Origin of the sequence: Soonwooa sp., from assembly GCF_030151385.1 — a bacterium.
Classification (GTDB): domain Bacteria; phylum Bacteroidota; class Bacteroidia; order Flavobacteriales; family Weeksellaceae; genus Soonwooa.
The window spans coordinates 1-26144 of record NZ_JASLDS010000073.1 but is presented as its reverse complement, the minus strand read 5'-3'; the positions used below and the strand labels follow the sequence as shown (position 1 = coordinate 26144).

The 26144-nt window shown below is 34.4% G+C and carries 21 protein-coding genes; 9 read left to right on the top strand and 12 right to left on the bottom strand.

Features of this window, described 5'->3' with window-relative positions; translation table 11 throughout:
• Positions 1 to 262 precede the first annotated feature (262 nt).
• The 3 genes from Q1V95_RS14735 to Q1V95_RS14725 are packed head-to-tail and all read right to left on the bottom strand — an operon-like array spanning position 263 to position 3199.
• Entirely contained in the window at positions 263 to 1087 is an 825-nt protein-coding gene (locus Q1V95_RS14735; RefSeq protein WP_300675476.1) for a GLPGLI family protein, read from the bottom strand.
• 23 nt (positions 1088 to 1110) lie between these two features.
• On the bottom strand, positions 1111 to 2859 hold the full coding sequence (locus Q1V95_RS14730; protein ID WP_300675475.1) for a PspC domain-containing protein: 1749 nt from the start codon (positions 2857 to 2859) through the stop codon (positions 1111 to 1113).
• Positions 2860 to 2869: 10 nt separating this feature from the next.
• Positions 2870 to 3199, bottom strand: a complete 330-nt coding sequence (locus tag Q1V95_RS14725) for a PadR family transcriptional regulator (protein WP_300675474.1) — start codon at positions 3197 to 3199, stop codon at positions 2870 to 2872.
• Between the two features lie 885 nt (positions 3200 to 4084).
• Here Q1V95_RS14725 and Q1V95_RS14720 point away from each other — a divergent pair.
• Positions 4085 to 4966, top strand: coding sequence for a hypothetical protein (locus Q1V95_RS14720; protein ID WP_300675473.1), 882 nt, complete (start codon positions 4085 to 4087; stop codon positions 4964 to 4966).
• A 240-nt stretch (positions 4967 to 5206) separates the two neighbouring features.
• Here Q1V95_RS14720 and Q1V95_RS14715 read toward each other — a convergent pair whose 3' ends face one another.
• On the bottom strand, positions 5207 to 6505 hold the full coding sequence (locus Q1V95_RS14715) for a dihydrolipoamide acetyltransferase family protein (RefSeq protein WP_300675472.1): 1299 nt from the start codon (positions 6503 to 6505) through the stop codon (positions 5207 to 5209).
• Between the two features lie 341 nt (positions 6506 to 6846).
• Between Q1V95_RS14715 and Q1V95_RS14710 the strand changes: the two genes are divergently transcribed.
• The 3 genes from Q1V95_RS14710 (at position 6847) to Q1V95_RS14700 (ending at position 13100) form a co-directional block, all read left to right on the top strand.
• Positions 6847 to 9486: a T9SS-dependent M36 family metallopeptidase gene (locus Q1V95_RS14710; RefSeq protein WP_300675471.1), complete on the top strand. Its 2640-nt coding sequence runs from the start codon at positions 6847 to 6849 to the stop codon at positions 9484 to 9486.
• A gap of 131 nt (positions 9487 to 9617) precedes the next feature.
• Positions 9618 to 11423 (top strand): translational GTPase TypA, encoded by a 1806-nt coding sequence (gene typA, locus Q1V95_RS14705; RefSeq protein ID WP_300675470.1) that lies wholly within the window; start codon positions 9618 to 9620, stop codon positions 11421 to 11423.
• An 87-nt stretch (positions 11424 to 11510) separates the two neighbouring features.
• Positions 11511 to 13100 carry a family 10 glycosylhydrolase gene (locus Q1V95_RS14700; RefSeq protein WP_300675469.1) on the top strand — a complete coding sequence of 530 codons (1590 nt, stop codon included), beginning with the start codon at positions 11511 to 11513 and terminating at the stop codon, positions 13098 to 13100.
• Positions 13101 to 13189: 89 nt separating this feature from the next.
• Here Q1V95_RS14700 and Q1V95_RS14695 read toward each other — a convergent pair whose 3' ends face one another.
• From Q1V95_RS14695 to Q1V95_RS14670, 6 genes are all read right to left on the bottom strand, one after another.
• Entirely contained in the window at positions 13190 to 14023 is an 834-nt protein-coding gene (locus Q1V95_RS14695; protein WP_300675468.1) for a hypothetical protein, read from the bottom strand.
• A gap of 9 nt (positions 14024 to 14032) precedes the next feature.
• On the bottom strand, positions 14033 to 15028 hold the full coding sequence (locus tag Q1V95_RS14690) for a glycosyltransferase (protein WP_300675467.1): 996 nt from the start codon (positions 15026 to 15028) through the stop codon (positions 14033 to 14035).
• Positions 15029 to 15247: 219 nt separating this feature from the next.
• Positions 15248 to 15478, bottom strand: a complete 231-nt coding sequence (locus Q1V95_RS14685) for a hypothetical protein (protein WP_300675466.1) — start codon at positions 15476 to 15478, stop codon at positions 15248 to 15250.
• Between the two features lie 58 nt (positions 15479 to 15536).
• On the bottom strand, positions 15537 to 16160 hold the full coding sequence (locus Q1V95_RS14680; RefSeq protein WP_300675465.1) for a hypothetical protein: 624 nt from the start codon (positions 16158 to 16160) through the stop codon (positions 15537 to 15539).
• Positions 16161 to 16518: 358 nt separating this feature from the next.
• On the bottom strand, positions 16519 to 17763 hold the full coding sequence (locus tag Q1V95_RS14675) for a hypothetical protein (RefSeq protein WP_300675464.1): 1245 nt from the start codon (positions 17761 to 17763) through the stop codon (positions 16519 to 16521).
• 55 nt (positions 17764 to 17818) lie between these two features.
• Entirely contained in the window at positions 17819 to 18979 is a 1161-nt protein-coding gene (locus Q1V95_RS14670; protein ID WP_300675463.1) for a THUMP domain-containing protein, read from the bottom strand.
• A gap of 132 nt (positions 18980 to 19111) precedes the next feature.
• On the opposite strand from Q1V95_RS14670, the gene Q1V95_RS14665 reads away from it, so the two are divergent.
• The 4 genes from Q1V95_RS14665 (at position 19112) to Q1V95_RS14650 (ending at position 22462) form a co-directional block, all read left to right on the top strand.
• A complete protein-coding gene (locus tag Q1V95_RS14665; RefSeq protein ID WP_300675461.1) occupies positions 19112 to 19840 on the top strand; it encodes a class I SAM-dependent methyltransferase in 729 nt (242 codons plus the stop codon).
• Positions 19841 to 19847: 7 nt separating this feature from the next.
• Entirely contained in the window at positions 19848 to 20546 is a 699-nt protein-coding gene (locus Q1V95_RS14660; protein ID WP_300675459.1) for a ZIP family metal transporter, read from the top strand.
• Positions 20547 to 20689: 143 nt separating this feature from the next.
• A complete protein-coding gene (locus Q1V95_RS14655) occupies positions 20690 to 21667 on the top strand; it encodes a DUF4349 domain-containing protein (RefSeq protein ID WP_300675457.1) in 978 nt (325 codons plus the stop codon).
• Positions 21668 to 21781: 114 nt separating this feature from the next.
• Positions 21782 to 22462 (top strand): AraC family transcriptional regulator, encoded by a 681-nt coding sequence (locus Q1V95_RS14650; protein ID WP_300675455.1) that lies wholly within the window; start codon positions 21782 to 21784, stop codon positions 22460 to 22462.
• Here Q1V95_RS14650 and Q1V95_RS14645 read toward each other — a convergent pair.
• Positions 22369 to 22767 (bottom strand): PepSY domain-containing protein, encoded by a 399-nt coding sequence (locus tag Q1V95_RS14645; protein ID WP_300675453.1) that lies wholly within the window; start codon positions 22765 to 22767, stop codon positions 22369 to 22371. The genes Q1V95_RS14650 and Q1V95_RS14645 overlap by 94 nt on opposite strands.
• 70 nt (positions 22768 to 22837) lie before the next feature.
• Between Q1V95_RS14645 and Q1V95_RS14640 the strand changes: the two genes are divergently transcribed.
• Entirely contained in the window at positions 22838 to 25057 is a 2220-nt protein-coding gene (locus tag Q1V95_RS14640; RefSeq protein ID WP_300675451.1) for a TonB-dependent receptor, read from the top strand.
• A 117-nt stretch (positions 25058 to 25174) separates the two neighbouring features.
• Here the strand turns inward: Q1V95_RS14640 and Q1V95_RS14635 are convergent, their stop codons facing one another.
• Positions 25175 to 26041 carry an RNA polymerase sigma factor RpoD/SigA gene (locus Q1V95_RS14635; RefSeq protein WP_079665561.1) on the bottom strand — a complete coding sequence of 289 codons (867 nt, stop codon included), beginning with the start codon at positions 26039 to 26041 and terminating at the stop codon, positions 25175 to 25177.
• Between the last annotated feature and the right edge of the window lie 103 nt (positions 26042 to 26144).

Sequence of the window (26144 nt, the reverse complement as noted above, 5' to 3'; positions counted from 1 at the left end):
AGCTACATAAAAATTAGCGTTATTTTTTGATAAAAATATTTATTTTATTTCCGTATATTCTAAGAAAGAAATATTGCGGAATGACCTTCTGTTTCTAATGTTTTTAGAATAAGTTGGATATAAAATCTACAACTTTGATCGCGAATTCAATGACAATCTGTATCATGTGATTTGGTTTTATAGTTAGCAAAATTAGTGTTTATTTTTAAGATAAAGGCTTTTATGTTATTAATGTTTTCATAAAATTCCAGAATTTAACTTATTAATTAAATTTTGGTGCTTTATCACGCTCAAGATAGACGAATCGATCTTTGATAACTTTCTGTATGGCGGCTTTCTTTTGGTTAAGCTCATCCATTGTTGTTACTTTTTCGTTTTTGAAACTTATCGATTTTCCGTTTTGCATTGCAGCAATCATATCACGCAGCGGGTTTTCGTAAAAATCAACAACATACTTATTGTAGTTTTCATTGGTGGTTGGAAGCGCTTTGTTTCCGTAATGTGTTTCTACAAAATCTGTGGTTACTTGCTCATAGTTTAGTTTTTTGTTTTGAACCAATTGGTATACAAAATCCTTTTCTGAATCTTCTAGGATAAAAATAAGTCCTGGCAAACCTCGAAATTTATATGGTCCTTCAGGAATATTGATATCCTTGCAGAACCAAGCTGTCCAAGCGCGTCCTCCGAAATTGGTTGTCGCTTTCTGAAGCTGATAATTGTTGTATTTGCGCGTTTCAGAATCTAGTTTCCAATTCAGTTGGTCGTTCGATGTTATTACAAAATAATCTTTGAAGTCCCTGTACCAAGTGTTTTGATTGCTTCCAGGTTTTCTTACAATAATTTGATCCGTCTTGGAACTCGTTCTCGAGCTGTATCCTTCTTTATTGTTTTTGTTAATGGAATCATACTTCAAAAAATCTTCATCGTAGAACTTGATGCTTTTGGGATTAATATCCAAAACCATATTGTTAGTCGTGAATTCTTTGGTCGAATCCTCACGAGATTTTAACTCGTAGATAAATCTATTGGTTTGCGATTTGGCAACAAAACCAAAGAAGATTGCTAAAATAATAAGAGGCATTTTCATAGTTTGTGATTTGGTGTTGTATGTTATTTGCCTGCTTTTATTCTGACTTCATCTTTGCCATCTTTAATGTGGATGTCCAGATTTTTAAGATCTGCTTTGTCAATTTTCAATCTGTCCAATACATCGTCTGCGCTATCTATAGGATAAGTTTTACCATTTATTTTAATATACTTATCGTCGTTAGAATTGTACTCGATGCTGTTACCATTAATTTTGATTTTGTTTTTCTCAATAGTAATTCCAGTTTCACCTTTAGAATATTTATCATAGTCAAAATCTTGGCTGTCGTCAGTATTTCCACTGCTGTCTGTATTGTCATCATCACCACCATAGCTGATTCGGCTTTTATCGTTTTTAACAACAACCATTTTACTTGGCACCACCAATTCGTACTCTACATTATAACCTCGGAATCTGTACTCATACGGATATGAAAAATGGTTTGGAAGTAAAATTTTGTTACCAACTACCGAAACAGGAACCGTCATTCTTAGAGGAATATTATAGCCATCTGCATCTTTATTAATAATTAAATAAGGTTGTGCAACATCGGCTTTTCTCGTGATTTTCACATAAGGATAATCGTGTTTATAGATTGTCTTTTTGTCCGAATAGATGCGTCCCCAATAAGATTTGAAAGCTGTTGGAATTTCAACATTTTTACTATCGATAATAATACTGTCAGATTTTGTGTTGATGGAAATATTTTCTTTTTCGTCGTTATTACCTTCGAATTTACTTTCCACCGAAATCGCACAATAAGCAAATATTCCAATAACAGCCAGCCAAAGCAATCCTAAAAGTGCTAAAAATCTACCAACATAAGTGAATTTTGATTTTGGTGAAAATATTTTGATCGCCAAGAATAAAAATCCAATTGCACATACCAACACTGGAATTGCTGCTACAGCAAAAACCAAATAACCAATATTATTTTCTTCCAAAAAGAATGAAAGGTTATCGCCAACATTCATCTTGCCACTATTGTAAGCTGCAAAAATTGCAAACATCCCTATAAAAGCACCAGCTGCACAAAGAAATGCAAAAATCCCAATAATGTATTTTAAGACATTCCAAATGCTGCTACCAGCTTGGTTAATGTTTTGCTTGTTGTTGTCGTAGATTTCACCAACACGTTGCGTTGACTCGTTCGCGAATTGTACAATCTTGCTAGATTCTTCTTTTAGGTTGTCAAAATTAAGCGGTTTTCCTTTTAGTTTGAGATAATCAGAAGCTGATTCTGCTTTTGGAAGTACCATCCAAAGGATTACATAAAGTAAAATCACTAAAAATGAAGATCCTGGAGCAACCCAAAGTAAGATAAATACACCAATCCAAATAAGGCGCATCCAAGTAACATCCATCCCGAAGTATGCTGCAAGTCCTGCGCAAACACCAGCTATTTTTTGTTGTCCTGGATCACGGAACAATTGTCTTTCGCCGTTGATGCTGTGCGCGAAGCCAGATTTTGTTTTTTTAGTATTTTGTTTACTTTCAGAGTAGTAAGCTTCCTCTTGCTCGTCGATTTGCTCGGGAGTTCCGATTTGTGCAATCACTTTTTCTACGTCAACGTCGTTGATAACTTCTCTTTTGCCAAGGCTTTCTTTGAAGATTTCAACCATACGGATTTCGATATCATTCATCACCTCGTCCGCTTCTGACGCGTCTAGAGAACCACGCAGCGCACTAAGGTAGTCACTAAGTTTTATATAAGCATGCTCATCAATAATAAAGGAAAATCCTGCGAGTGCTATTGATAATGTCTTGTTCATAGTTTTAAGTTTATTGTGGTTTTGTAATTTGGTTAACCGACTCTGTCAAGTCGTTCCAAGTATTTTGTAATTCTTTCAAGAAAAGACTGCCTTTTTCGGTTATTTGATAATACTTTCTTGGTGGACCGCTAGTAGATTCTTCCCAACGATAGTTAAGGAATTCACCATTTTTTAATCTGGTCAGCAGAGGGTAGAGCGTTCCTTCTACCACATCCAGTTTTCCTTTTTTGAGTTCGTCAATCAGATCCGAAACATACATTTCTCGGCTCTGAATAAGACTCAAAATACAGAACTCCAGAATGCCTTTGCGCATTTGCGCTTTTGTATTTTCTGTATTCATAGTGTTTTATGATTATTAATGATCGATATTCTCGAAAGGCATTTTAACCTTTCTACGCACTTTAAGTAATATTACATAGCAAAGATATGTATTAAGTTTGGTATTATGCAATACAAAGTAGTAAAATATTTTCAGTAGTGCATTTAACTTGTTGATTTTCAATACTAAAATTTTCAGGAGCCATGAACCTGCTTTCGCTACTCGCTGTTACAAAGCCTAGTTTTTGCCCTCAACTTTTTGTAACGAGCTCATACAGACCGCTCAATCAGGGCTAGGGATTTGCGGGTTTTTTAGGGCAGATTACAAGAATTATAACAAGTGGAACGAAGTCTTTTCTTGTATTTTGAGATTCCTTGTTCCATCGAAAGCGAGGATTTGGTTTAGTTAATGACCAAAAACAACAGCAAATATTTCAGAACGAAATGCAGTGAAGAGAAGGATGTGCTTATTTAGTTGAGATTCCTCACGATGTTCGGAGTGACAAGCGGGGAAATTTTCACCAAGTGTTATTCAGGACGAAAGGTGGTGGAGAGAAGGATATTGTTGTTTCCTTGGTGATTTTGGTTAGCTACAAATATTTTTTACATCTTAATATGGGGTGATTTTCAATTTACGTTTTCAAAATATGCTCCAGCGGAGCATTCTGTTAGTAGAATTTTGCTGAAAAAAATTGTTAGAGCTCCGTAGGAGCGACCTGTTAGATTTTATGTTATCAATAATAGAGTAGAAATTCATTAATTATTCCGAAGTAGTGTGATGTTGTTGACTTGAAACGCTTTTAATTTGTTGTTAGAACCGTTGATTGAAATAAAATACATTTTTATTTAATTTTCTGTAAAATTTTAATTCAAAAACTTATATTTGAAAAAGACTAGAAAAAATATTATGATGAAATTAATCCAAACTTTAGCATTAATCATTGTCCTTGTTTCATGTAATAAAGGAACAACAAAGGATGTTGTGCAAGAGAAACAGCCTACTGTTTTTGAGGATAATTCTAAATTTAATTTGGAGCAAGTTAACTTTAATGAAAATGTCCCCGAGTTATATTCTCAGCATTATATCAATGAATTTGCTTTCGATATGGAAGGCAAGTATGATCCAAAAGGAAAAGGAGCAGACTCGATATTTCGATATAAAATAGATGACGGGATTTTGAGAGAACTGGATAAGAAAATTCCTTTGCCAGCTAAGGATTTTGGTTTTTTGTATACAGCACCAGAATTGGATAGTGTCGCGAGATATCAAAATATCTATTTCCAAAATGTAAAGATTCTTACTGACCTTAAGAAAAAACCTGTCGCTTATTTTGCAAGTGCGGAATTGCCAAATTGGAAAATTAGAAAACAATTTATTGATGATTTTACAAAAGCGCATGGTGCGCCAAAACATGCTTATGCGCTTTCGAATGAGTTTAAGCACAATTCTTACGAATGGGATTTGGGAGATAGAACGGTGCAAATCGGGACTTCGAATGGTTTTGGTTTTACTGCTTCAACAGATGGTAGTAATAAAAGTGGCATAATCTATAATCTCGAAATGCTAATCATTGATAATAAAGCTAAAGATGCCATCGATGATGCGCATATTAGAATACTTCCAGATATGTTTACAATTGATGGAAAGTCACATAAGCTAGAAGAACTACAAATTCCTAAGAAGTCAAAAGTTGCGGATGATTTTCTGTTAAATTCGGCAACGGAGCGTGTTAAAAATGATTCGATAGGAGAGTTTGATATTAATCGTGCTGAACCTGATGCTGATTAGCAGTTGGTAGTAAAATAGCCCCGATAGAAGCGGCATCCTTTTGTGGTGGAGCGAGGCGATGGAGCGTAGCGGAGTCGTCCGAGCGGCACTACAAAAGATATAGCGGATAGCGGGAAAAAGCTTCCGAAAAAAAATAGTAAAAAAGATAACCAAGCTAGTTGAACACTAAAAGATCATCTCATACAAGCAACAAAAAAGCCTTCAAGAATTGAAGGCTTTTGTATTTTGAAAAATCGAATTTTAGATTTCTGTATTTGGATCCCAGTTTTCTAGGTAATCGTGAACATGTTTTAACATCATTCCTCCCAAAGATCCGTCAACAACTCTGTGATCATAAGAGTGCGACATGAACATTAAGTTTCTGATTGCGATAACATCCCCATCTGGCGTTTCTAGAACTGCAGGCTTTTTAACAATCGCACCAATTGCTAAAATTGCAACTTGTGGTTGTGGAATGATTGGTGTACCCATAAGGTTTCCAAAGCTACCAACGTTAGAGATTGTATAAGTTGCACCTTGCGTATCTTCTGGTCTTAATTTCTTATTTCGCGCTCTGTAAGCCAAGTCATTGATTGCTTTTGCAAGTCCAGAAAGAGACAATTGATCCGCATTTTTGATAACAGGAACAATTAGGTTGCCATCTGGTAAAGCTGTTGCCATACCGATGTTGATGTTTTTCTTTTTGATGATGTTTTCACCATTTACAGAAACATTGATCATTGGGAAATCTTGAATGGCTTTAACAACCGCTTTTACGAAAATTGGCATGAAAGTCAGTTTTTCACCTTCTCTTTTTTCGAATGCTGATTTGTTTTTAGCTCTCCATTTTACAACGTTGGTAACATCTGTCTCGATGAAAGAAGTCACGTGTGGTGCAATTTGTTTCGCCTTAACCATGTTTTCTGCGATAATCTTACGCATTCTGTCCATTGGGATAATCTCGTCACCAGCAGCAACCGCGATTGGTGTCACTGGAGCAGTCGTCGTAACCGCTTTTGGAGCTTCCTGAACAGGAGCAGCTGCAACTGGAGCAGGTTGGTTACCACGATTTGCTACGTAAGCTAAGATATCTTCTTTTGTAATTCTGTTTTCTAAACCGCTACCTTTAATGGTTTTAAGTTCAGCTTCAGAAATGTTTTCTTGTTGTGCGATAGACTTTACAAGTGGCGAAAGATTAAGGTCTCCCGAAAGTGCTACTGGAGCAGCAGCTTGTAAAGGTTCTTCGATAGTTTTTAGCGTTTCTGCATCTGGTTGTGTTTCCGCAACTGGAGCACTTTCCGTAGAAGCTGATCCTTCTCCTGCGATTTCTAAAATGGCAATGGCTTCACCAATTTTAGCAACTTCATCCTTTTGTTTTAGGATTTTTACAATTTTACCAGAAACGGGTGTTGGAACGTCTGAGTCAACTTTGTCCGTTGCAATTTCTACAACAGAATCGTCTTCTTTAACCATATCACCTTCATTGTATAACCAACTGATGATTGTCGCTTCCATCACACCTTCACCCATTGAGGGTAGTATTAACTTATATTCAGCCATTTTACTTTTTTTGAATTTGTACAAAAATACATTTTTTTTTGATAGATATATAACGTTCTAGAAAATATTGATAAAAAATGTATGAATTGCTTTTAAAGATGGTTTTTAGGTCTTTTGTTAAAGATATGAAAGGAAATATCTGCGAATTTAAGTTTTGACATCATTTATTTATGATTGATAAATCTGAAATTAATTTGATTATTTTTATGAAAATAACAAATATGTTTGGATTTAATTTTAATTAAAATTTAATTAATTAACAATTTAATTTTAAATTCAATAAAAAAAAGCTGTACATTAGGGCGTTCAAAAAATCAAATTATACAATAGGTAGTATTAAAATGAAAAATTCTTTATTAAAGCGTTCAGTTGGAGTTGGAGCATTGTTCTTTATGACTGTAATGAACGGACAAAGTACAGAAACTATCATTAGAGATTTTATCTCAAATGATGTAAGTTTTAGAGGTGTGTCAAAAGCGGTAGAGTTCAAAATCCTTAACGAGGATAGCTCTGAAAGTTTGAAAGCGAATGTTGTTGACGTACAACAGACTGTTAATGGAATTCCTGTTTATCATTCTTTGGCAAAAGCTGTAATCAAGGATGGTAAAATGTGGTCTTTCAATAATAATTTTGATAGAGTTCAGAATGTATCAAAGTATGCAAAACCTAATTCGGTAGCTTCTGCATTTTCTGCGGCGGTAAATAATTTAGGTCTTAATGAATCTAATTATACTTTGGTTGCTGATGGTGTTTCAGTTGATAACCCGAAAGCTGAGCAAGTTGCAAATTTTGCTTACTATTACCAAAAAGATGGTAAATTAGTGCCTGCTCGTTTATTCTTTATCGATGATTCTAAAAACCATGCAGTATGGCAAGTGATGGTTAACCTAGAGAATAACGAAATTCTTGAAAAGTATAATACAACGCTCTCTTGTAACTTCCATGATGGTGCTTATTCAGAAGTTGAAGGTAATTCTGTTGCGCATAATCATGTACATTCTTTACCGGCTTATGTTGAGAATCAATTAGCGCAGGCTAACAAAGCAGCATCTGCGGCAGTGATTAGTGCATCTTATAATGTATTCCCTTTTCCTACAGAAGCGCCAACATTTGGTCCTAGAGCGGTTTTAACAGATCCTTGGGATATAACGGCATCTCCTTTAGGTTGGCAAGATAACGGAACTTCTAGCTTTACATACACGAGAGGTAATAACGTACATGCATATTTCGATAATGCTGCGACCAATACTCCTCCTACAACAGATAGAACGGATGGAGGTCCATCTTATAATTTCAACTTCCCGTATGCTGAAGGACCAAATATTTCAGCCTATGATAATAAGCATTCTGCAATTACGAATTTGTTTTATGCCAATAATATGATTCACGATGTGTTTTATAGATTTGGATTTACAGAATCTTCTAAAAATTTCCAAACCAATAACTTTGATAAAGGAGGTAGAGGCAATGATGCTGTGAATGCTGAAGGATTTGATGGTAGTGGTTATAACAATGCTAACTTTAATGCCGGTTACGAAACTGAAACAACTGTTGCAGCACCAAGAATGCAAATGTTCTTATGGAAGTCTGGAGAAATGGGTATTAAACAGAAATTGTTTTATAATTCACCAGCAGACGCTGTCAATAGACCACCTGTTGCTGCAGGAGGTGCGGTTTCGGGAAAACAATTGTTCTCAATTCCTGTTACTGGTGATGTAGTTATTCCTAATGTTGCAAATGGGTGTTCAACTCTGACAGCTGGTTCGCTTAATGGGAAAATTGCTTTGTTGAACTGGGCTCCAGGTGGAGCTGGAGAATGTACACCACTTGCTAAAGTTAAGAATGCCCAAGCTGCTGGTGCAAAAGGAGCGATTATACATCGTACAAATTCTAATACACCAATTGATGTAGCAGGAACGGATCAAACAGTAGTTATTCCGTCTATAATGATTGGATTAGATGAGGGGAATTATATATTGTCTCAAATTAATGCTGGAACTACAGTTAATGTAGATCTAAAAGATATGGGCTTTGGGTATAAAAACTCAAGTTTTGATAATGGTGTTATGATACACGAATATGGTCATGGTATTTCTAATCGTTTGACAGGGAATAGTATGGGATGTCTTAATAACGCAGAACAAATGGGTGAAGGTTGGTCAGATTTCTTCGCTTTGATGCTGACTAACAAACCTAGTTACACTGCAGCAACCGCTAGAGGTATTGCTACATATTCTAATGGTCAAGATCCTTCTGCAGTGGGTATTAGACCAAGAAAATATTCACCAGATTTTGCAATTAATGATTATACATATGGTCGTACCAATGGTATGCAGTATAATGATGGAGGAGTTATTAGAGTAGATGTGCATTCAGTAGGATTTGTGTGGGCTACCATGCTTTGGGATCTTCACTGGAAATTAGCTGAAAAGTATGGTTACGCATCTGATATTGTGGCTAACCCTAACAGTGGTAGTGCAAAAGTTGTTCAGTTGGTTGTAGATGGACTTAAATTACAACCTTGTAGTCCTGATTTCGTAAGTGGTAGAGATGCTATTATCGCGGCAGATCTTGCAAAAGGAGGTGATAACGAATGTTTAATCTGGAATGTTTTTGCTAGAAGAGGACTAGGTGTTAATGCTAGTGCTGGATCAAACAATAGCATCAATGACCAAGTTGAAAATTTTGACCTTCCTGAACAATGTAAATTGGCAACTTCTGATGTTAATAAAACTAAAGCATTTAACGTATATCCGAATCCTGCAAAAGGGGAATTCTTTATTGCTGGAAAACCAACTCTGAGCCAAGGTTCTGTGAAGGTTGATATCTATGATATTTCTGGTAAAGTTGTTAAATCTTTTGAGAGAAAGAAAAATAGTGTAGATGCAGTTTCGACGGCTAATATGGCTAAAGGTATCTATCTTGTTAATATCTCTGAAAACGGAAACATTATCCAAACAGATAAATTGATTGTAGAATAATTAATTTTTGCAATTGTAAATTCTAAAAAGTCCACTCGCAAGAGTGGACTTTTTGTTTTTTTGTTAATTTTTTGTCACTTATAATTTTTTTTTCTGAAAATTCCGTAATTTTGCACCCGTAAAAATCCTTTATGCAAAACATTAGAAATATTGCGATTATCGCTCACGTTGACCACGGTAAGACAACTTTGGTTGATAAAATCATCCACGCAACCAATATCTTCAGAGAAAATCAAGAATCTGGAGAATTGATTATGGATAATAACGACCTTGAAAGAGAAAGAGGTATTACTATCTTATCTAAAAACATTTCTGTTACATACAAAGACACAAAAATCAACGTTATCGATACGCCTGGTCACGCCGATTTTGGTGGAGAAGTAGAGCGTGTTTTGAAAATGGCTGATGGTGTTATCTTGTTAGTTGATGCTTTCGAAGGTCCAATGCCACAAACGCGTTTTGTTTTGCAAAAAGCTTTAGAATTAGGTCTTAAGCCAATCGTAGTTATTAATAAAGTTGATAAACCAAACTGTCGTCCAGAGGAAGTACACGATCAAGTATTTGATTTGTTCTTTAACCTAGATGCAACAGAGGAGCAATTAGATTTCCCAACATTCTACGGATCATCTAAGCAAGGTTGGTTTAACACTAGTCTAGAACCTACAGATAGTATCTTACCAATTTTGGATGGTGTGCTTCAATATGTTCCTGAACCAAAAGTTGAAGAAGGAAATCTTCAAATGCAAATCGTTTCTCTAGATTACTCTTCTTTCTTAGGAAGAATTGCAATCGGAAAAGTTATTAGAGGAAGCATTAGCGAAGGTCAATGGATTGGTCTTGCACAAGAAGGTGACAAAATCGTGAAAGGTAAAGTAAAAGAGCTTTATGTTTTCGAAGGTCTTGGTAAGAAAAAAGTTACTGAAGTACTTGCTGGAGATATCTGTGCAGTTGTAGGTTTCGATGCTTTCCAAATCGGTGATTCATTTGTTGATTTAGAAAATCCAGAGCCACTTCCAAGAACGTCTATCGATGAGCCAACGCTTAACATGACATTCTCAATTAACAACTCGCCTTTCTTCGGAAAAGATGGTAAATATGTTACGTCTAACCACCTTAAAGAAAGATTAACAAAAGAATTAGAGAAAAACTTAGCACTTAGAGTTCAACAGACTGAAGATGCTAACACATTCTTAGTTTTCGGTAGAGGTATTCTTCACTTATCTGTTCTTATCGAAACAATGAGAAGAGAAGGTTACGAAATGACAATTGGTCAGCCACAAGTTATCCTTAAAGAAATTGATGGTGTACAATGCGAACCTTACGAATCTTTGGTTGTGGACGTTCCAGAAGAAGTTGCTTCTAGAGTTATCGACTTAGCAACACAAAGAAAAGGTGATCTTCACATCATGGAAACTAAAGGTGAAATGCAACACTTAGAATTCGAAATTCCGTCAAGAGGATTGATCGGATTACGTTCTCAGATGTTGACTGCAACAGCTGGTGAAGCGATTATGGCACACAGATTTACAGAATACAAGCCTTACAAAGGTGCGATTCCTGGAAGAAATAATGGTGTTTTGGTTTCTAAAACGCAAGGTCCAGCAACAGAATATTCTATCGCGAAATTACAAGATAGAGGTAAGTTCTTTGTTGATCCAGGAGAAGAAATCTACGCTGGTATGATTATCGGTGAGCAAAATAAACCAGGTGATCTTGTTGTTAACATTGTTGAAGCAAAACAATTGAACAACATGAGAGCTTCTGGTAAAGATAAAGATACTGGTGTTGCGCCAAAAATCTTACTTTCTCTTGAAGAGTGTATGGAATACATCCAAGCTGATGAAGCGATTGAGGTGACACCTAACTTCATCCGTATGAGAAAGAAAATCCTTTCTGAAGAAGAAAGAAAACGTGTAGAACGTAATGCAAAAGGATAATAAGTTTTAATTATTATATGAAAGCCTCGATTTTCGAGGCTTTTTTTATTATTTTCGAACAATATTTAATAACATAAATTTTTTAGAATGCTGAAGAGAAATTTTAGCCTGTACAAACTTTTTTCTTTAATGCTGATGGCATTGATTTTTGTGCATAGTTGTACAACTCAAAAGAAACCTGTTAATACAAAAACGCCGCCTACAAAACCAGTTGTAACAAAACCAACCAAACCCACAACTACACCAGCTAAGTCTGATGATTATCGTGTCGATCTTCCAAAGTTGGATCGTGAGTTCCGTGGTGCTTGGATTGCGTCGGTGGCTAATATCAACTGGCCTTCAAAAAATAGTTTAACGACTGATCAACAGAAAGCAGATGCTATCGAATTGTTGGATATGTTGAAGGATAACAATTTCAATGCGGTGATTTTACAAGTTAGACCTTCGGGAGATGCTTTGTACGAAAGTCCGCATGAGCCTTGGTCTTATTTCTTAACTGGTGAAACAGGTAAAAAACCTTATCCATATTATGATCCACTTAACTTTTGGATTGAAGAAGCTCATAAAAGAGGTATGGAGCTTCACGTTTGGTTAAATCCTTATCGTGCACATCATTCTAATGGTGGACGAGTGGCAAGCGCATCTTTGGTAAATAAATTTTCAGAATATACTTATCGTTTAAAAAATGGAATGTATTGGTTTGATCCTGCAAGTAAGGATATTCAAGATCATGTTTCTAAAGTTGTCAAAGATTTGGTAAAGCGTTATGATATCGACGGCGTTCATTTTGATGATTATTTTTATCCTTATGCAACTTATAACGGTGGTGCGGATTTTCCCGATTCTAAAACTTGGAATGCTTATCAAAATTCGGGCGGAAATATGTCAAGAGCAGATTGGAGAAGAGATAACGTGAGTAAATTTGTAGAACGTGTTTACAAAGAAATAAAAGCGGAAAAAAACTATGTTAAATTCGGGATCAGTCCATTTGGAATTTGGAAGCCTGGTTATCCTGAGGGAATTAAAGGCTCTTCGCAATATGACGAATTATATGCTGACGCTAAATTATGGTTAAATAAAGGTTGGGTAGATTATTTTGCACCACAATTGTATTGGCCAATCAATTCTTCTGGACAGCCTTTTCCAAAACTTCTAGAGTGGTGGAATAGCGAAAATACCATGAAAAGACATCTTTGGCCAGGTCTTAATACTGTGGAGGTAAAAGCGCCAGATCGTCCTGCAGAAATTGTAAGCGAGGTAGAGGTTAGTCGAAACATTCTTAAAAATAGTCCTGGAGAAATCCACTGGAGTATTGCCGGTTTAACAAAAAGTTGGGCGATGCAAAATGCACTCAAAACTAAAGTTTATCAAGAAAAAGCTTTGATTCCACAAAGTCCTTGGTTAAAGATTAATCCAATTTCTAAACCGAGTTTGAGTTATAAACAAGACAATGGTAACACGACTGTTTTTTGGTCAGTAGACAACAAAGCGGACGTTTTCCAATGGGTGTTGTATTCTAAATACGGAGATACTTGGCAAACTGAAATCTTGACTGCAGATGTTACTTCTTTGGCAGTTCCAGCTTCTAAAAATGGAAAATCACTTAATGCTGTTGCGATTCAAGCGATTGATAAGCTAAGCAATCCAAGCGAATACAAAGCGCTGAAAGTCAATTAGAAAATAGTAATTCTTATAATATTGATTGCAATTCGATTTGAATATTTTTATTCCGATTGAATTGCAATCATTTTTTTTGCTCTAAAAAATTACGGAATTAACTTTAATCGAATGTATTGGTATTTGTTGTTTAGGAATCCGTCCTCTCTCCAATAAGTTTTGGTATTGTGAACAGCTAAATACAAATAGCCATCCTTGTTCCAAAACATTTTTCCATGTTCCATTAATGGCATCCAGTTTTTAAAACTTGCTTTCATAATTGGGATAACTTTTTCGTTTTTTATTTCGAAAAGTTCCATATCAGCAGTTGTTTCGTAGCCGTTTGCATTAATGCTAATAATATGTTTTTTATCTGGAGAAACGGCAGGAATGTCATTAAATGAATTGGTTTTAGCACCAGTTGTTTTATCGATGAAAAAATATTCGCCGTCCTCGTAATACGAAACCGCAACAAGATATTTGTTTAGCACATCGATTTGTCCAACATAGGTGTAAGTTTCCATGCTGTCATTATCATTAGGATTGTCAACCAATTTTACAGTTTTAGCTTTGCAAACTAATTCTGTAATGCCATTTTTCTTCTTATTTGGAACCGTGTCGTATCGAATAAAATTAACGGAATCCTTCATCTTCGATTTAAAAAGTGATTCGGTAATAAGTTCAAGTTGTACGTATTTGGTTAAGGCTTTTCCTTTGTCAAAAAATGAAGTATTTTCATTGGTATTAATAGATGAAATAACATTAAGCTCAGAAGCTGTCAACAAGCTATCCTTTGGAGAAGTTGCAACTTGTTGTTCCGCTGGTTGAGAAAGCGAATCCTTTGTTTCCTGATTGTCTGAAACGGTTTCGGGTGTTTTGTTATGACAACCTAAACAGGTTAAAATCAAAACAAATATTGCTATTACATTAATTTTAGCCATCATAATTTGGTGTTAATGAAAATGAGACGGAAATGCTTCTTTGGGACTTTGACGCAAAATATTCAATTTAATCCACGATATTAAAAAACCATAACCATAAGAAAACATTTGGACGTATGTTGCTATAATTGCCATCGCTGCGATATTGATGTTTTTCGTTACGATTAAGGCATGAAAAAAGACCACGAATGTATAGATGCCGTAAAGTGCCAAAACGAGCCCATACCCCCAAACAAAGTAATGAAATAATCCCATCACATATCCAAGCAAAAATATGGTGGGAAACCAAAATGTCGGTTTCACATATTTGGGATGTCTTTGGTTAAGAATTGGTCGTGCACATCCAAATTGATAGACTTGTTTCGAAAATTTTCCAAGGTCGGTTCTTCGCTTGTGATAGACACCAATATTATCGAAAAAAGCAGTTTGGTATCCGTTTTCCCAAAGCGTCATCGACAAGTCTGGATCTTCACCAATTCGCATTTCGGAAAAGCCTCCAACTTTCAAAAAAACCTCTTTGTTAACACCCATATTAAAACTTCTCGGCTGGAATTTACTCACCGCTTTTTTGTTTCCTCTAATACCACCTGTTGTAAAAACCGACGTCATCGAATAGGAAATGGCTTTCTGCATAATGTTAAAACCTTTGTGCGCTTTGTCTGCACCTCCGAAGGCATCGCAAGGGATTTCTGTCAAATCTTTTTTTATGTTTTCGATGTAGTTTTCTTCAACAATAACATCCGAATCGACGAAGACTAACCAATCATTTTTGGCACGTTTTGCACCATAATTTCTGCTTAGTCCTGGACCTGAATTAGTTTTTTGATAAAAGTGTATATCAAGTTGATTTTCAAATAGTTTTATAGTTGAACTTAAATCTATTTTTGAACCATCATCCACAACGATAATTTCGAAATCTTTATCCGTTTGGCGGAGTAAAGAATTCAGCAATTCAAAGAGTTCGTCGCGGCGATTATATATGGCTATGATGATGGAAATAGAATTCAAAAGATAAATGTTTTAATGTGAAAAATTGCGCAGAGCAAAGGTAATAACTTTAGATTTCATACACACCTTTTTAAAACATCATGTCTAAAATATCTACTACTTTAAGTTTAAAAAAAAGAAAGCATCTTTAGTGTTTTCTAGATACCAAAGATGCTTTTATGTTAAAGTTTATTAGTTTTTTGTATTTCTAATGGAATTTAGAAAATAGGATAGAAACTTCTATTCAGCATATTTCTTTAATACTTCCATAATCATTTCTCGTGTGTTAAGTGCCGATTTGCGTCCTTCTTTAAATTCAGAAATACCAAATTCTTCTGCAATTTTTTTTTCGTTGTCAACAAGTTGGTAAATGTCAAAATTTGGAAGAGTCTTATCTTTTGACGAAATAATAATATAACTTTTACCTGTTGCTGATTCTAATTGATAAAAATTAATAGTTGGTTTTTTCATGTTTGTTATTTCTAGAATTTGTTATTTATGTTTGTTAAATTCAAGTGGAATAAATCTTTTAATTCCAATTTTCTAACCATTTCTCATAAATGAAATTTGATAAATTTCTTTCCAAATTAGGATTTGAAGGTTGGTATCCTTTCATCTGAAATCTCGCATTTTTGGATGGTGTTAATAGGTGTGAGAATCGAATATTGTTTTTGTGACAGTATTCTTTTATTTTATTGATTTCATGATCAAATAAATCGACACCCTGATTCCTAGTGAAATATACTTTTTTAATCGAAGGTCTTTTTTCTAAGATTTGAACAATATCAGTCATTTTAAAACTTTCAAATGTGCTTGCAAATTCATGATCTTTAAACTTAGATATTATTTCAAAGTGATTAGCATTGTTTTTTTCTGCATCGTCAATTGAAGTAATTAGATCGGTTAAAGCAACTTTGTTTCTTGAACAAAAATTTTTCCAATCATTAGAAGTTGCGTTGCCTCGTAAACTCTTTTCTTCAAACATTCTTGGTAAAGTATCCCAAAAATAATTATTGTTTGTACGGCCATAAAACCACCTAGCATAGTTGTCCTCTGGCCATTCTGGGTTGTAGGTTCCTATGATAAGGGTTTCTGGTTCGAAATCTAGATTTTCTAGATTCAAATCCTGCATAAATTTATGATTACATGCCATTATTAAGATGAATTTAGTTTTTAATTTAGTCTAACAAGAGTATTAATGTCAAGGAATATGGAAATAGCTTCCTACCTTTTTAGTATAATGTAGCAGTTTAGTAATGAAGCAGTTTAATTTTCACCTTTTTTGTAATTCTAAAAGGTAATAATTTTTGTTTTTTTTCACTTTTTGGTGTTTTTAGAATGTGTTATTTGTGTTAAAGAAAATCAATTATAATCATTTCAAATTCGCAAACATGGAAGCTGTTTTTAAATTGAAAGTTGCAGACATGATTGATTATTATTGCGGCAAATAAATAACAATAGAATGACTTTTAAAAGTCCAAGTTAGTCCAAGTTTTATAAAGCTTAACTTTTTAGCTCTGATATGGAAATCGAGAATCAAGATTTTGTAAAATCTTGTAAATTTTTGTGTAATTAGTTTTGATAACTAAGGTTGTTAAATTGGAAAATATTTTTTTCTTTTTTTCAAAATTATTTGTCACAAGAATGCAATTTGTCAAATACATAATCTGTATGTAATCATGGTATAACAAGTCGGCTTCATCAGAAAAATCGGTATTTTCGATTTCAAAATTTTCGATATTAGGGTCAGCATTTGCAATATAAATCAAAGAAAATGTAACCTTCATGAAGGCTTTGTTCATTCCGAAATAATGAAGGAAACTTTTGTCTTTTCGTTTGTTATATCTTGACAAATAGGTTTTGGCTTCCTGCAAAATAGCATAAGCTTCAGTATATAGTTCTAACCAAAACAAAGTATTACAAAAGAAGATAAGCAATTCTTGATAGTTTTCTTCCGAATAATTTTTCTTTCGTAAATTTTGAAGATAATTGAAAATTATTTGTTCGGAATTAGATTTATCATTCATTAGACAGATTGTTGTATATCGCATTTCATGATATGACATATACTCAAAATCCACTTTGTATTGTTGATATTTCGAAGCAAGATTTTTAAAATTAAAATCAAATTCTGCTTTATTCTCCGAAAGAAATGCACCAAAGCAAAGGAAATTGTTTTGGGATAACTTAACATGTGAAATGTCTGTTTTGTTAATTTTATCTGCTAAAATTTTCCAAAACCAGTCTTGTCCGAAAAAATTGTAGTTAGGGATCCAAGCCAGAATATAGTCGGTTGCCCAATTGTTTTCGCCATATTTTTTGTAAAAGTAAAGTAGGTTTTCTTTTGATGAATATATGACTTTAGCATAATCATTTAAAGTACCTACAATACTGGTTTTTTGAAAATAATCTGTGTTAAATTTTTGACCATTTGCGAAAAATATCGACATACTATTGATCATAAATCGATCATTTTCGTGCATGCCTTTTTCATTATTAAATTCTGAAATAAATGTTTCCCAATCTAGAAATCCAATATACTTGCAAAGTAAAGAAAGCGAATAAGGGTAAGTGTTTTTACTAGATTCTATTTTACCAAAAAAACGCCTTAATGTTTGGACGCTTAATTCTGTGACACTGGACAGTTCTTCAAAGCTTTTTAAAGAGTCCAATGGCTTCGCAAATTTCTGTTTAATAAGAAATCTTAAATGGTCTTTAGCTTCAAAATTTTGCACAGTTTCTTTCGACGGTTTCATGTTGACATAGTAAAAATAGCATTTTCTCAAAAGCAAAATACAGTAGACTCTTGCTTTATTCTTCTATTTTATGCGTTTTTTTAGTGCCCTCGTACATTTCGTATTGTAAGAAACGCGTCTCCAATTTACCGTTGAAAAGTTTGACTCTTCGAGACGGTCTTAAACCTATTTTTTTAGACGCTTCAAGATCGGAAGTAATTAACCAAGCTAAAGTATTTGGATAGCCTTGTTTGAAGGTATCACCAATTTTTTTGTAGAAATCCTCAACTTCAATAGAAATTCTTTCGTTGTAAGGCGGATTAAAAACTACTAAAAGCGGGAATAATTCTTTTTTAGAATCGAAGAAGTTTTGCTTTTTAACTTCAATAACATCTTCTAGTTCAGCGGCTTCGATGTTTGTTCTTGCTGCGTTAAGTGCTTTTAAGTCAATATCGTAACCAACTATTTTGCCAGTAAATTCTTTTACACGATTGATTCTGAATTCTTTAATTGTTGTAAATAATTCGGCATCGTAGTTTTTCCAATTTTGAAAAGCGAATTTCTTTCTGAAAATCTGTGCTGGCAGATCCATAGCAATCATTGCAGCTTCCACTAGGAGTGTGCCACTTCCGCACATTGGATCTAGAAAATTACCTTTGCCATCCCAACCTGCAATTTGCAAAAGTCCAGAAGCCAAAACTTCATTAATAGGCGCTTCGGTTTGGATTTGGCGGTAACCTCTTTTGAAAAGCGGATCACCAGAACTATCCAAGCTGATACTCACAAGCTCTCTGTCAATATGCAAATGGAATTTGATGTCGGGATTTTTACTGTCGACATTAGGTCTGTCTCTGTATTTTACTTTGAAGAAGTCAACAATGGCATCTTTCATTTTCAAAGTCATGAATTGCGAATGACTAAAACGCTCGGAGTTGACTGTCGCATCTATCGCAAAACTTTGGTCAATCGACATATATTGATCCCATTGTACATCGAACAATCTGTCATAAAAACGATCGGCATCAAAGGCTTTAAAACTTTTAATAGGTACCAAAATTTTAACCGCCGTACGACAAGAATAATTAATTTTGTACAAGAAGCCTAGGTCGCCCTCGCAATTTACTGCACGATTTTTTATCTCAACTTTGCGTCCACCTAATTTCTTAACTTCCTCAGCCAAAATCTCTTCCAGTCCGAAAAAGGTTTTTATTTGTATTTGCAGATTGTCTGTATTCATCTTGCAAAATTAAGAATATTATGTTTAGAAATTAAAAGCAAATTCTTCTCTGTTTTAATAATAGATGTTTTGAATCGAAATTTAAACAATTATAAGCTTTTACTATCGGATAAATGTCGTATTTTTGCGCCTATGCAATGGTTTGAATCTTGGTTTAATACACCATATTATCATATTCTCTACAAGGATAGAGATTACAATGAAGCGGAACATTTTATCAATCTTTTGGTTAAAGATTTAGAATTGCCACCACACGCAAGAATCGTAGATTTGGCTTGTGGTAAAGGGCGTCATTCTTTATTTCTTAATCAATTGGGCTATAGTGTTTTAGGGCTTGATTTGTCAGAACAAAGTATCCATCATAATAAAGAGTTCGAAAATGAAACTTTACATTTCGCAATTCATGATATGCGCGATCCGATGCATATTAGCGAGCCTGTAGATGCGGTTTTTAACCTTTTCACAAGTTTTGGATATTTCGAATCTTCTTCGGATGATCTCAAAGTTTTTCAATCAGTTTATAATTCGATGAAGTCGGGTGCTTATTTTGTACTGGATTTCTTGAATGAAGCTTTTGTTAGAAATACTTTGGTGCCAGAAGCAGTTGTCGAAAAAGAAAATATTAAATTCTTGATTACTAAAAAGATAGAAGATAATTTTGTAGTTAAGGATATTAAATTTTCTGATGCTGGACAAGATTTTCACTTCTTCGAAAAAGTAAAATTGTCAACGCCTGATCAAATTGAAGCTTATGCGAAACAAGTTGGTTTTGAACGTGTTAAAGTTTGGGGCAATTACGAGTTAAGCGATTTTTATGCTGAAACGTCGCCACGTTGTATTAATTTATTTGTAAAAAAATAAAACAGAAATGGTCGTTTTATTATTGATTCTTAGCGTTTTACTAGGAGTTTTTCTAGGTAAGTACTTTGGTAGTCAACAGAAGTTTGCGAAGAATCTTCTGGTGATGAGCGCTGGATTTTTAATAACGATTTGCATCAACGAGGTTTTTCCCGAAATCTATGGAAGCGGTGAGCATAACGTCGGCATTTTTGTCATTGCGGGCGTTTTGCTACAGATGCTTTTGGAAAGCTTAACCAAAGGTTTCGAACACGGACACATCCATCATCATGCGGAAGACGAGCATATTTTGCCAGTTGCCTTAATTTTAGGATTGTTTGTTCACGCCTTTATCGAAGGTATTCCGTTGGCACAAGAAAAGGAAGTTTTCTCACCTTATTTAACAGGAATTTTATTTCATAATTTGCCAATTTCCTTTGTGTTGGGAAGTTTCTTAGCAAGAAGTAAAACCTTTTCGCCAAAGTTTTGGCTGGTGGTTTTAATCTTTGCTTTGGCTTCGCCGTTGGGAATGTGGATTGGACATTATTTTGATCCAGAAAACAAAATCTACTTCCTTGCTGTCGTTGCGGGAATCTTCTTACATATTTCGTCGGTTATTATTTTTGAAAGTAACAAAAACCACAAAATGGATTGGTCCAAAATTATTTTTGTGGTTTTAGGAATTGCGCTGGCAATGTTGGGACATTTGACACACAATCACCAGCATTAATTTTAGTTTTTTTCTTGTAAAATTTTTGTAAAACTGTATTTAATAATTGATAATCAGTTGGATATAGTTACAATTGTTTTGCTGAACTTTTACAATCTTTTCTGACAAAAAGCCCTTAGTTTTATCTCATAAATTTTTTGATTATGAAAAAAATTATTGCAGCAGTTATTATTCTTAATTCGTTGGTGATGTGCCAAAAGTCTGAAATTCAGCAAATGCATGATCACCTCAAAACAGCTGATAGCCTCATTAGTACAGTTAATGACAATCTCAAAAATATTGATTCGGTTTCCATTAATCTAGATTCTGTCAGTATTCCGCACATTATTAAAGAGAAAGAAAAACTCGAAAAGCTTTTTAATGATTCCAAAAAATCGATTGATTCTCTAGGATCAAGTATTGATAATTTTAAGAAAACTGTAGATTCGAAGGAGATTCAGAAGAAGATAGATTCGGTAAGTTCTAAAATTAAGAGTCTGGATGATCTACAAAAACTTAAAGAACAGGCTAAGGTTATTTATAAGGACAAACAAAAGACCAGCAAAGCGCCTGAACAACGTCCACAACAAAAACAGGATGTTCTTACTAAGTCTGCAAATATAGAAGTCAATGTTGATAATTTGACCTCAGCTAGACAACAATTGAGTCAAGATTTGTCAAGATTTGGTGGAAGAATTGAAGCGGAAAATGTTCTGAGTAACAATGAGTTACAAACGATGTATTTGACGGCAAAAGTTCCTATGTCGCAATTTGATTATTTTGTGGATGGCGTTAGCAATAATTTGGGTAGTGTTAAAACTAAAAATATTGAAGTAAAAGGACAGAATTTTGTTGATAATCAGATGTGTACGGTTCAATTGACTTTGGTTGAAAATCATAATGTAACAATTGAGAATAAGGATAAGCCTGAGAATCAAACTTTCTCTGAAAAAGCTGGCGACGCTTTTGGTAGTGGAGGAAAAGTGCTTGGAAATATTATTTTGTTTCTGTTACCGTTTTGGCCTTTGTTTTTGTTAGTGATTATTGGTTATGTTGTTTATCGATATAAGTTTAAGAAAAAAGAGCAACCAATTAAACCAACAGAAAAAGCGCAAGAACCAAAAGAAAAACAAGAAGATTAATATTTAGTTTTAAAATATAGTTACAAAGCAGTTTCAAAAGTGGAGCTGCTTTTTTTATGAATAAGAATATGAGATTTAATCATCTTATTCCTATTTTTGAAATAAAATTTTCAATTGGGCTTTGTAAACATTTTAACCAACGAAAAAATCTTCGAACATTTACTAATCGGGCATCCTTACCATCCAGAGACGCCTGCATTTTTAATGATTAGAAAAGGCTTTATCAAAATAAAAGCTCAGTTTAATATTTTGGAATTAAAACCCAATTCTCTTGTCTTAGTCGATAATAACAGCGTGTACGAGTTGATGGAGATTAGCGAAGATATTGATATTAAAATTTTGACTTATCAGAGAGAGTATATCGAAAATATTGGTTTAAAATTTAATAAACTCAATGCTTATAAAACAATAAGAACCGAGTTTCGCGAAGTGTACTATTCGACGCCTGATGAGTTTGATTGTCTGTGGCGCAATGCCGAAAATATGGCGTACTACATTGGAATTTTGCATCAAGAAGAGGATTACATTGACGAGATTCTTGAAAGTTTTTTTGCGGCATTGATTTATCAATTTGCAAATTTAATAATCAAGAAAAGAGCAATTTCTAAAGAAAAGATGTCTCGACCACAAGAGATTGTTTTACAGTTTATTAAGTTGGTTTCGGACTATTACTTGGTTGAAAAAAATGTGGAGTTCTATGCTCAAAAAATGATGATGTCTTCGCGACATTTGTCTTCTGTCCTGAAAGAAGTTACGGATCGTACTGCTATACAGATCATTATCGATCCTGAATAAGGGTTGACATACACCATATAATAGTCTTTCTTCGCATCTGCGGTCATCACAACAGTAGACCGATCTTTATCCATATACATGATTCTTAAGATGTCAAGATCTGGATGTGACTTTTGTACAATACTAATAATTTGAGAAGGCTTTAGGAAAGCCTTATTTTCAATACTAACTTTTCGATAATCATAAATACTGTCCTTGATATTATCCTGAAATGTGAAAATAGCTCCTGTAATAGACACTATGAAAACAACAATACCTGATAGTAGACCTAACCATTTGTGTATTTGTAGTATGAAATATTTCACGTAGTATTATTTTAATTTAGAAAGAATAAAAATTATATTTGCCGCAAAAATATAAAAAATAGGTTTACAAATGAAAAAACAATATGTATTTCTTGCGATGTTAACCTCTATGACGGCATTTTCGCAGATCGCTATTGATACAGTAGCTAATACAAAAAATATTGATGATATTGTTATTGTAGCTTCTAGAAAGCCAACTAAGATTTCGGAAATTCCTGGTACGGTTTGGGTTGTCTCCAAAGAAAAAATTCAGCAGCAGGCAAAAAGCGGTGTTCCTATTAAAGAGATGTTATCGATATTAATTCCTAGTATGGATATTGGTCCACAAGGAAGAACTAACTATGGACAGAACATGAGAGGTCGATCTGCATTGGTGATGATCGATGGCGTGTCGCTAAATAGTATCCGTCAGATTAGCCGTCAATTAGACTCTATTGATCCATTTAATATAGAAAAAATTGAAGTTTTGTCTGGTGCTAATTCCATCTATGGAGGTAATGCAACAGGTGGGATTATTAATATTATTACCAAAACCCCATCTAAAAAAGGAGTTAGTGGTGAGACGGAATTAGGCTATCGTACTGGATTTATGGGCAAAGACGATCACGATTGGCGTGCAGCCCAGTCAATTTCTGGTAAAGGTGAAAAACTATTCGGAAGATTAGGTGTTGCTTATCAACAAAATGGAGGTGTATATGGTGCAGATCAAAAGCAATTGATTACCGATATTACACAAACCGATTTGCAATACAATCAATCCATTGATGTCCTAGCAACAGGAGGTTATAAGTTTAACAATCGACACAAGATTACAGCTTCTATTCAATATTATAATTCTAAGTTTAATGGAGATAAAAGCTTATCTCTAGGTGAAAACCTTGCTGGTTTTTCGACAAAAAATCCTGCATTGCTACAAATGAAAGATGGCTTCTATTCTGATAAAAATATTGGGACAGAGCGATACATGGCAACTTTGGCTTATAATGGCAACAATCTGTTGGGAGGACAGGATATTTATATTCAGCTTGCAACAAGAGGAGAGAAGTTGGGCTTTTATCCTTTTCCAGGTAATGTGAAATTAAAAGCAGAAACTATTCCTTATATGTCTTCTTCGCAACAAAATACTTATTATTCTGGTCTTAAAGCTTTATTATCGAAATCTTTTGGAACTTTTAATATTTCTTATGGTGTAGATGTTGACTTTGAAAAATTCGAAGGAACACAATCTGTTTATAATATTACTAAGACCATGGCGAGTGGTGGACTCATTAATGAGACTCAATATAGTTTAGGAAGATATCCAACCAATCATTCCAAAAGTTATGCAGGTTATGCCCAAGCGACTTATGATATTCTACCAAAACTTCAATTAAATGCTGGTGTACGATATCAAAGTATTAATGTAGAAGTTGACGATTTTGTTGGTTCTGTACAGCAAACACAAGTTGCAATGGGATATGGTGCTTCTGCATCTGCTATTCCTGGTGGGAAAAGTTCGTATAATATGACATTGGCAAATGGTGGTTTATTGTATAAAATAAATACAAATAATCAAATCTGGGGAACATTCTCGCAAGGAATTACATTAGCCGATCCATCCAAGTATTATGGAATAGGTGTTTATGCTCTTAATGCTACTACTAATAATTGGGATGTAAAGTCAAGCATTAATATTAAAGAACAGCCTTTGCAAGGAATTAAAACTAATCAATTTGAATTAGGTTTTAGACATAACAATGATGGGTTAAGAAGTCAAATTGCAGCCTTTTATAGTAATTCTGACAAAACCATCGCTGTAGATAGAACAACTTTGCAAATCTTGGTTAACGATCTTAAGCTAAGAAATATGGGGATTGAAGCGGAGATTTCTTACAGCATGAGTAACGGTGTTTATTTTGGGGCAAGTGGCTTATTAATAAAGTCAGAAGTAGATAATAAAGGTGACTGGCAAAAACAAGAAATTTATAATGCATCACCGTCCAAATTAGTGACTTACATTGGATACAATATTTTTAATTGGAACTTTAGATTCCAATCATTACAGAATTTTAAATTAACAGATAGTATTAATAACGTAATTGATGGCTATAATACATCCGACTTAATGATTGGCTATAAATTGCCTTATGGTAAACTCAATTTAGGAATTCAAAATTTATTTAATACCGATTATCAAACCATTTGGAGTAAGCGATCTCAGGTGCTATATTCTTCGTATGGCATACCAGCTTTGTTTGATTATAAAGGACGTGGTAGAACTTTTAACCTATCTTATACGTTTGATTTTTAAAATTTAAATAATCAAACAATCTATAAATGTACAAAACCCCGAAAAATGTTTCGGGGTTTTTCTTTAAACAAAAAAAGGATCCGAAAACTCGAATCCTTAAATATTAAAATCGTTAAATTATTTACCCAAATATGATTTTAGGATTTTGCTTCGCGAATTATGTTTCAGACGCTTGATGGCTTTTTCTTTAATCTGACGAACACGCTCTCTTGTTAGATCGAATGTTTCCCCGATTTCTTCCAAAGTCATAGGATGCTTACCACCCAGTCCAAAATACAATCTTACCAAATCAGCTTCTCTCGGTGTCAAAGTATTAAGAGCTCTTTCGATCTCAATCTGCAAAGACTCAAGCATTAGGTCTTTGTCAGGACTAGGAGATTCTCCAGAACGCAAAACGTCGTATAGATTAGAGTCTTCACCCTCAACAAGCGGTGCATCCATTGATAGGTGACGACCAGAGTTCTTCATAGACTCTTTAATGTCGTCCTCACTCATGTCAAGCACTTCAGCCAATTCTTCAGGAGAAGGAGGTCTTTCGTTCTCTTGCTCTAGATGTGCGTAGGCTTTGTTAATTTTGTTGATAGAACCAATTTTGTTCAACGGAAGTCTTACAATTCTCGATTGCTCAGCCAAAGCTTGCAAGATAGATTGTCTAATCCACCATACAGCATAAGAGATAAATTTGAAACCTCTAGTTTCATCATAACGTTTAGCAGCTTTCATTAAGCCCAAGTTGCCCTCATTGATAAGATCCGGAAGAGAAAGACCTTGGTTTTGGTATTGTTTTGATACCGATACTACGAAACGAAGGTTGGCTTTGATAAGTTTTTCCAATGCAGCTCTGTCGCCGGCGCGGATACGTTGTGCCAAATCTACTTCTTCGTCAGCCGTGATCAATTCTACTTTACCAATTTCCTGTAGATATTTGTCTAGCGAAGCGGTTTCCCTGTTGGTAACCTGTTTTGTAATTTTTAACTGTCTCATTATAAAATCACTCAATGTAGAGTTCTATTATATTATACGAAGAAGTTTGCCAAAAGGTTACAAACAATTTACTTTAACTATTAATTATTATTTTTTAAGAGCC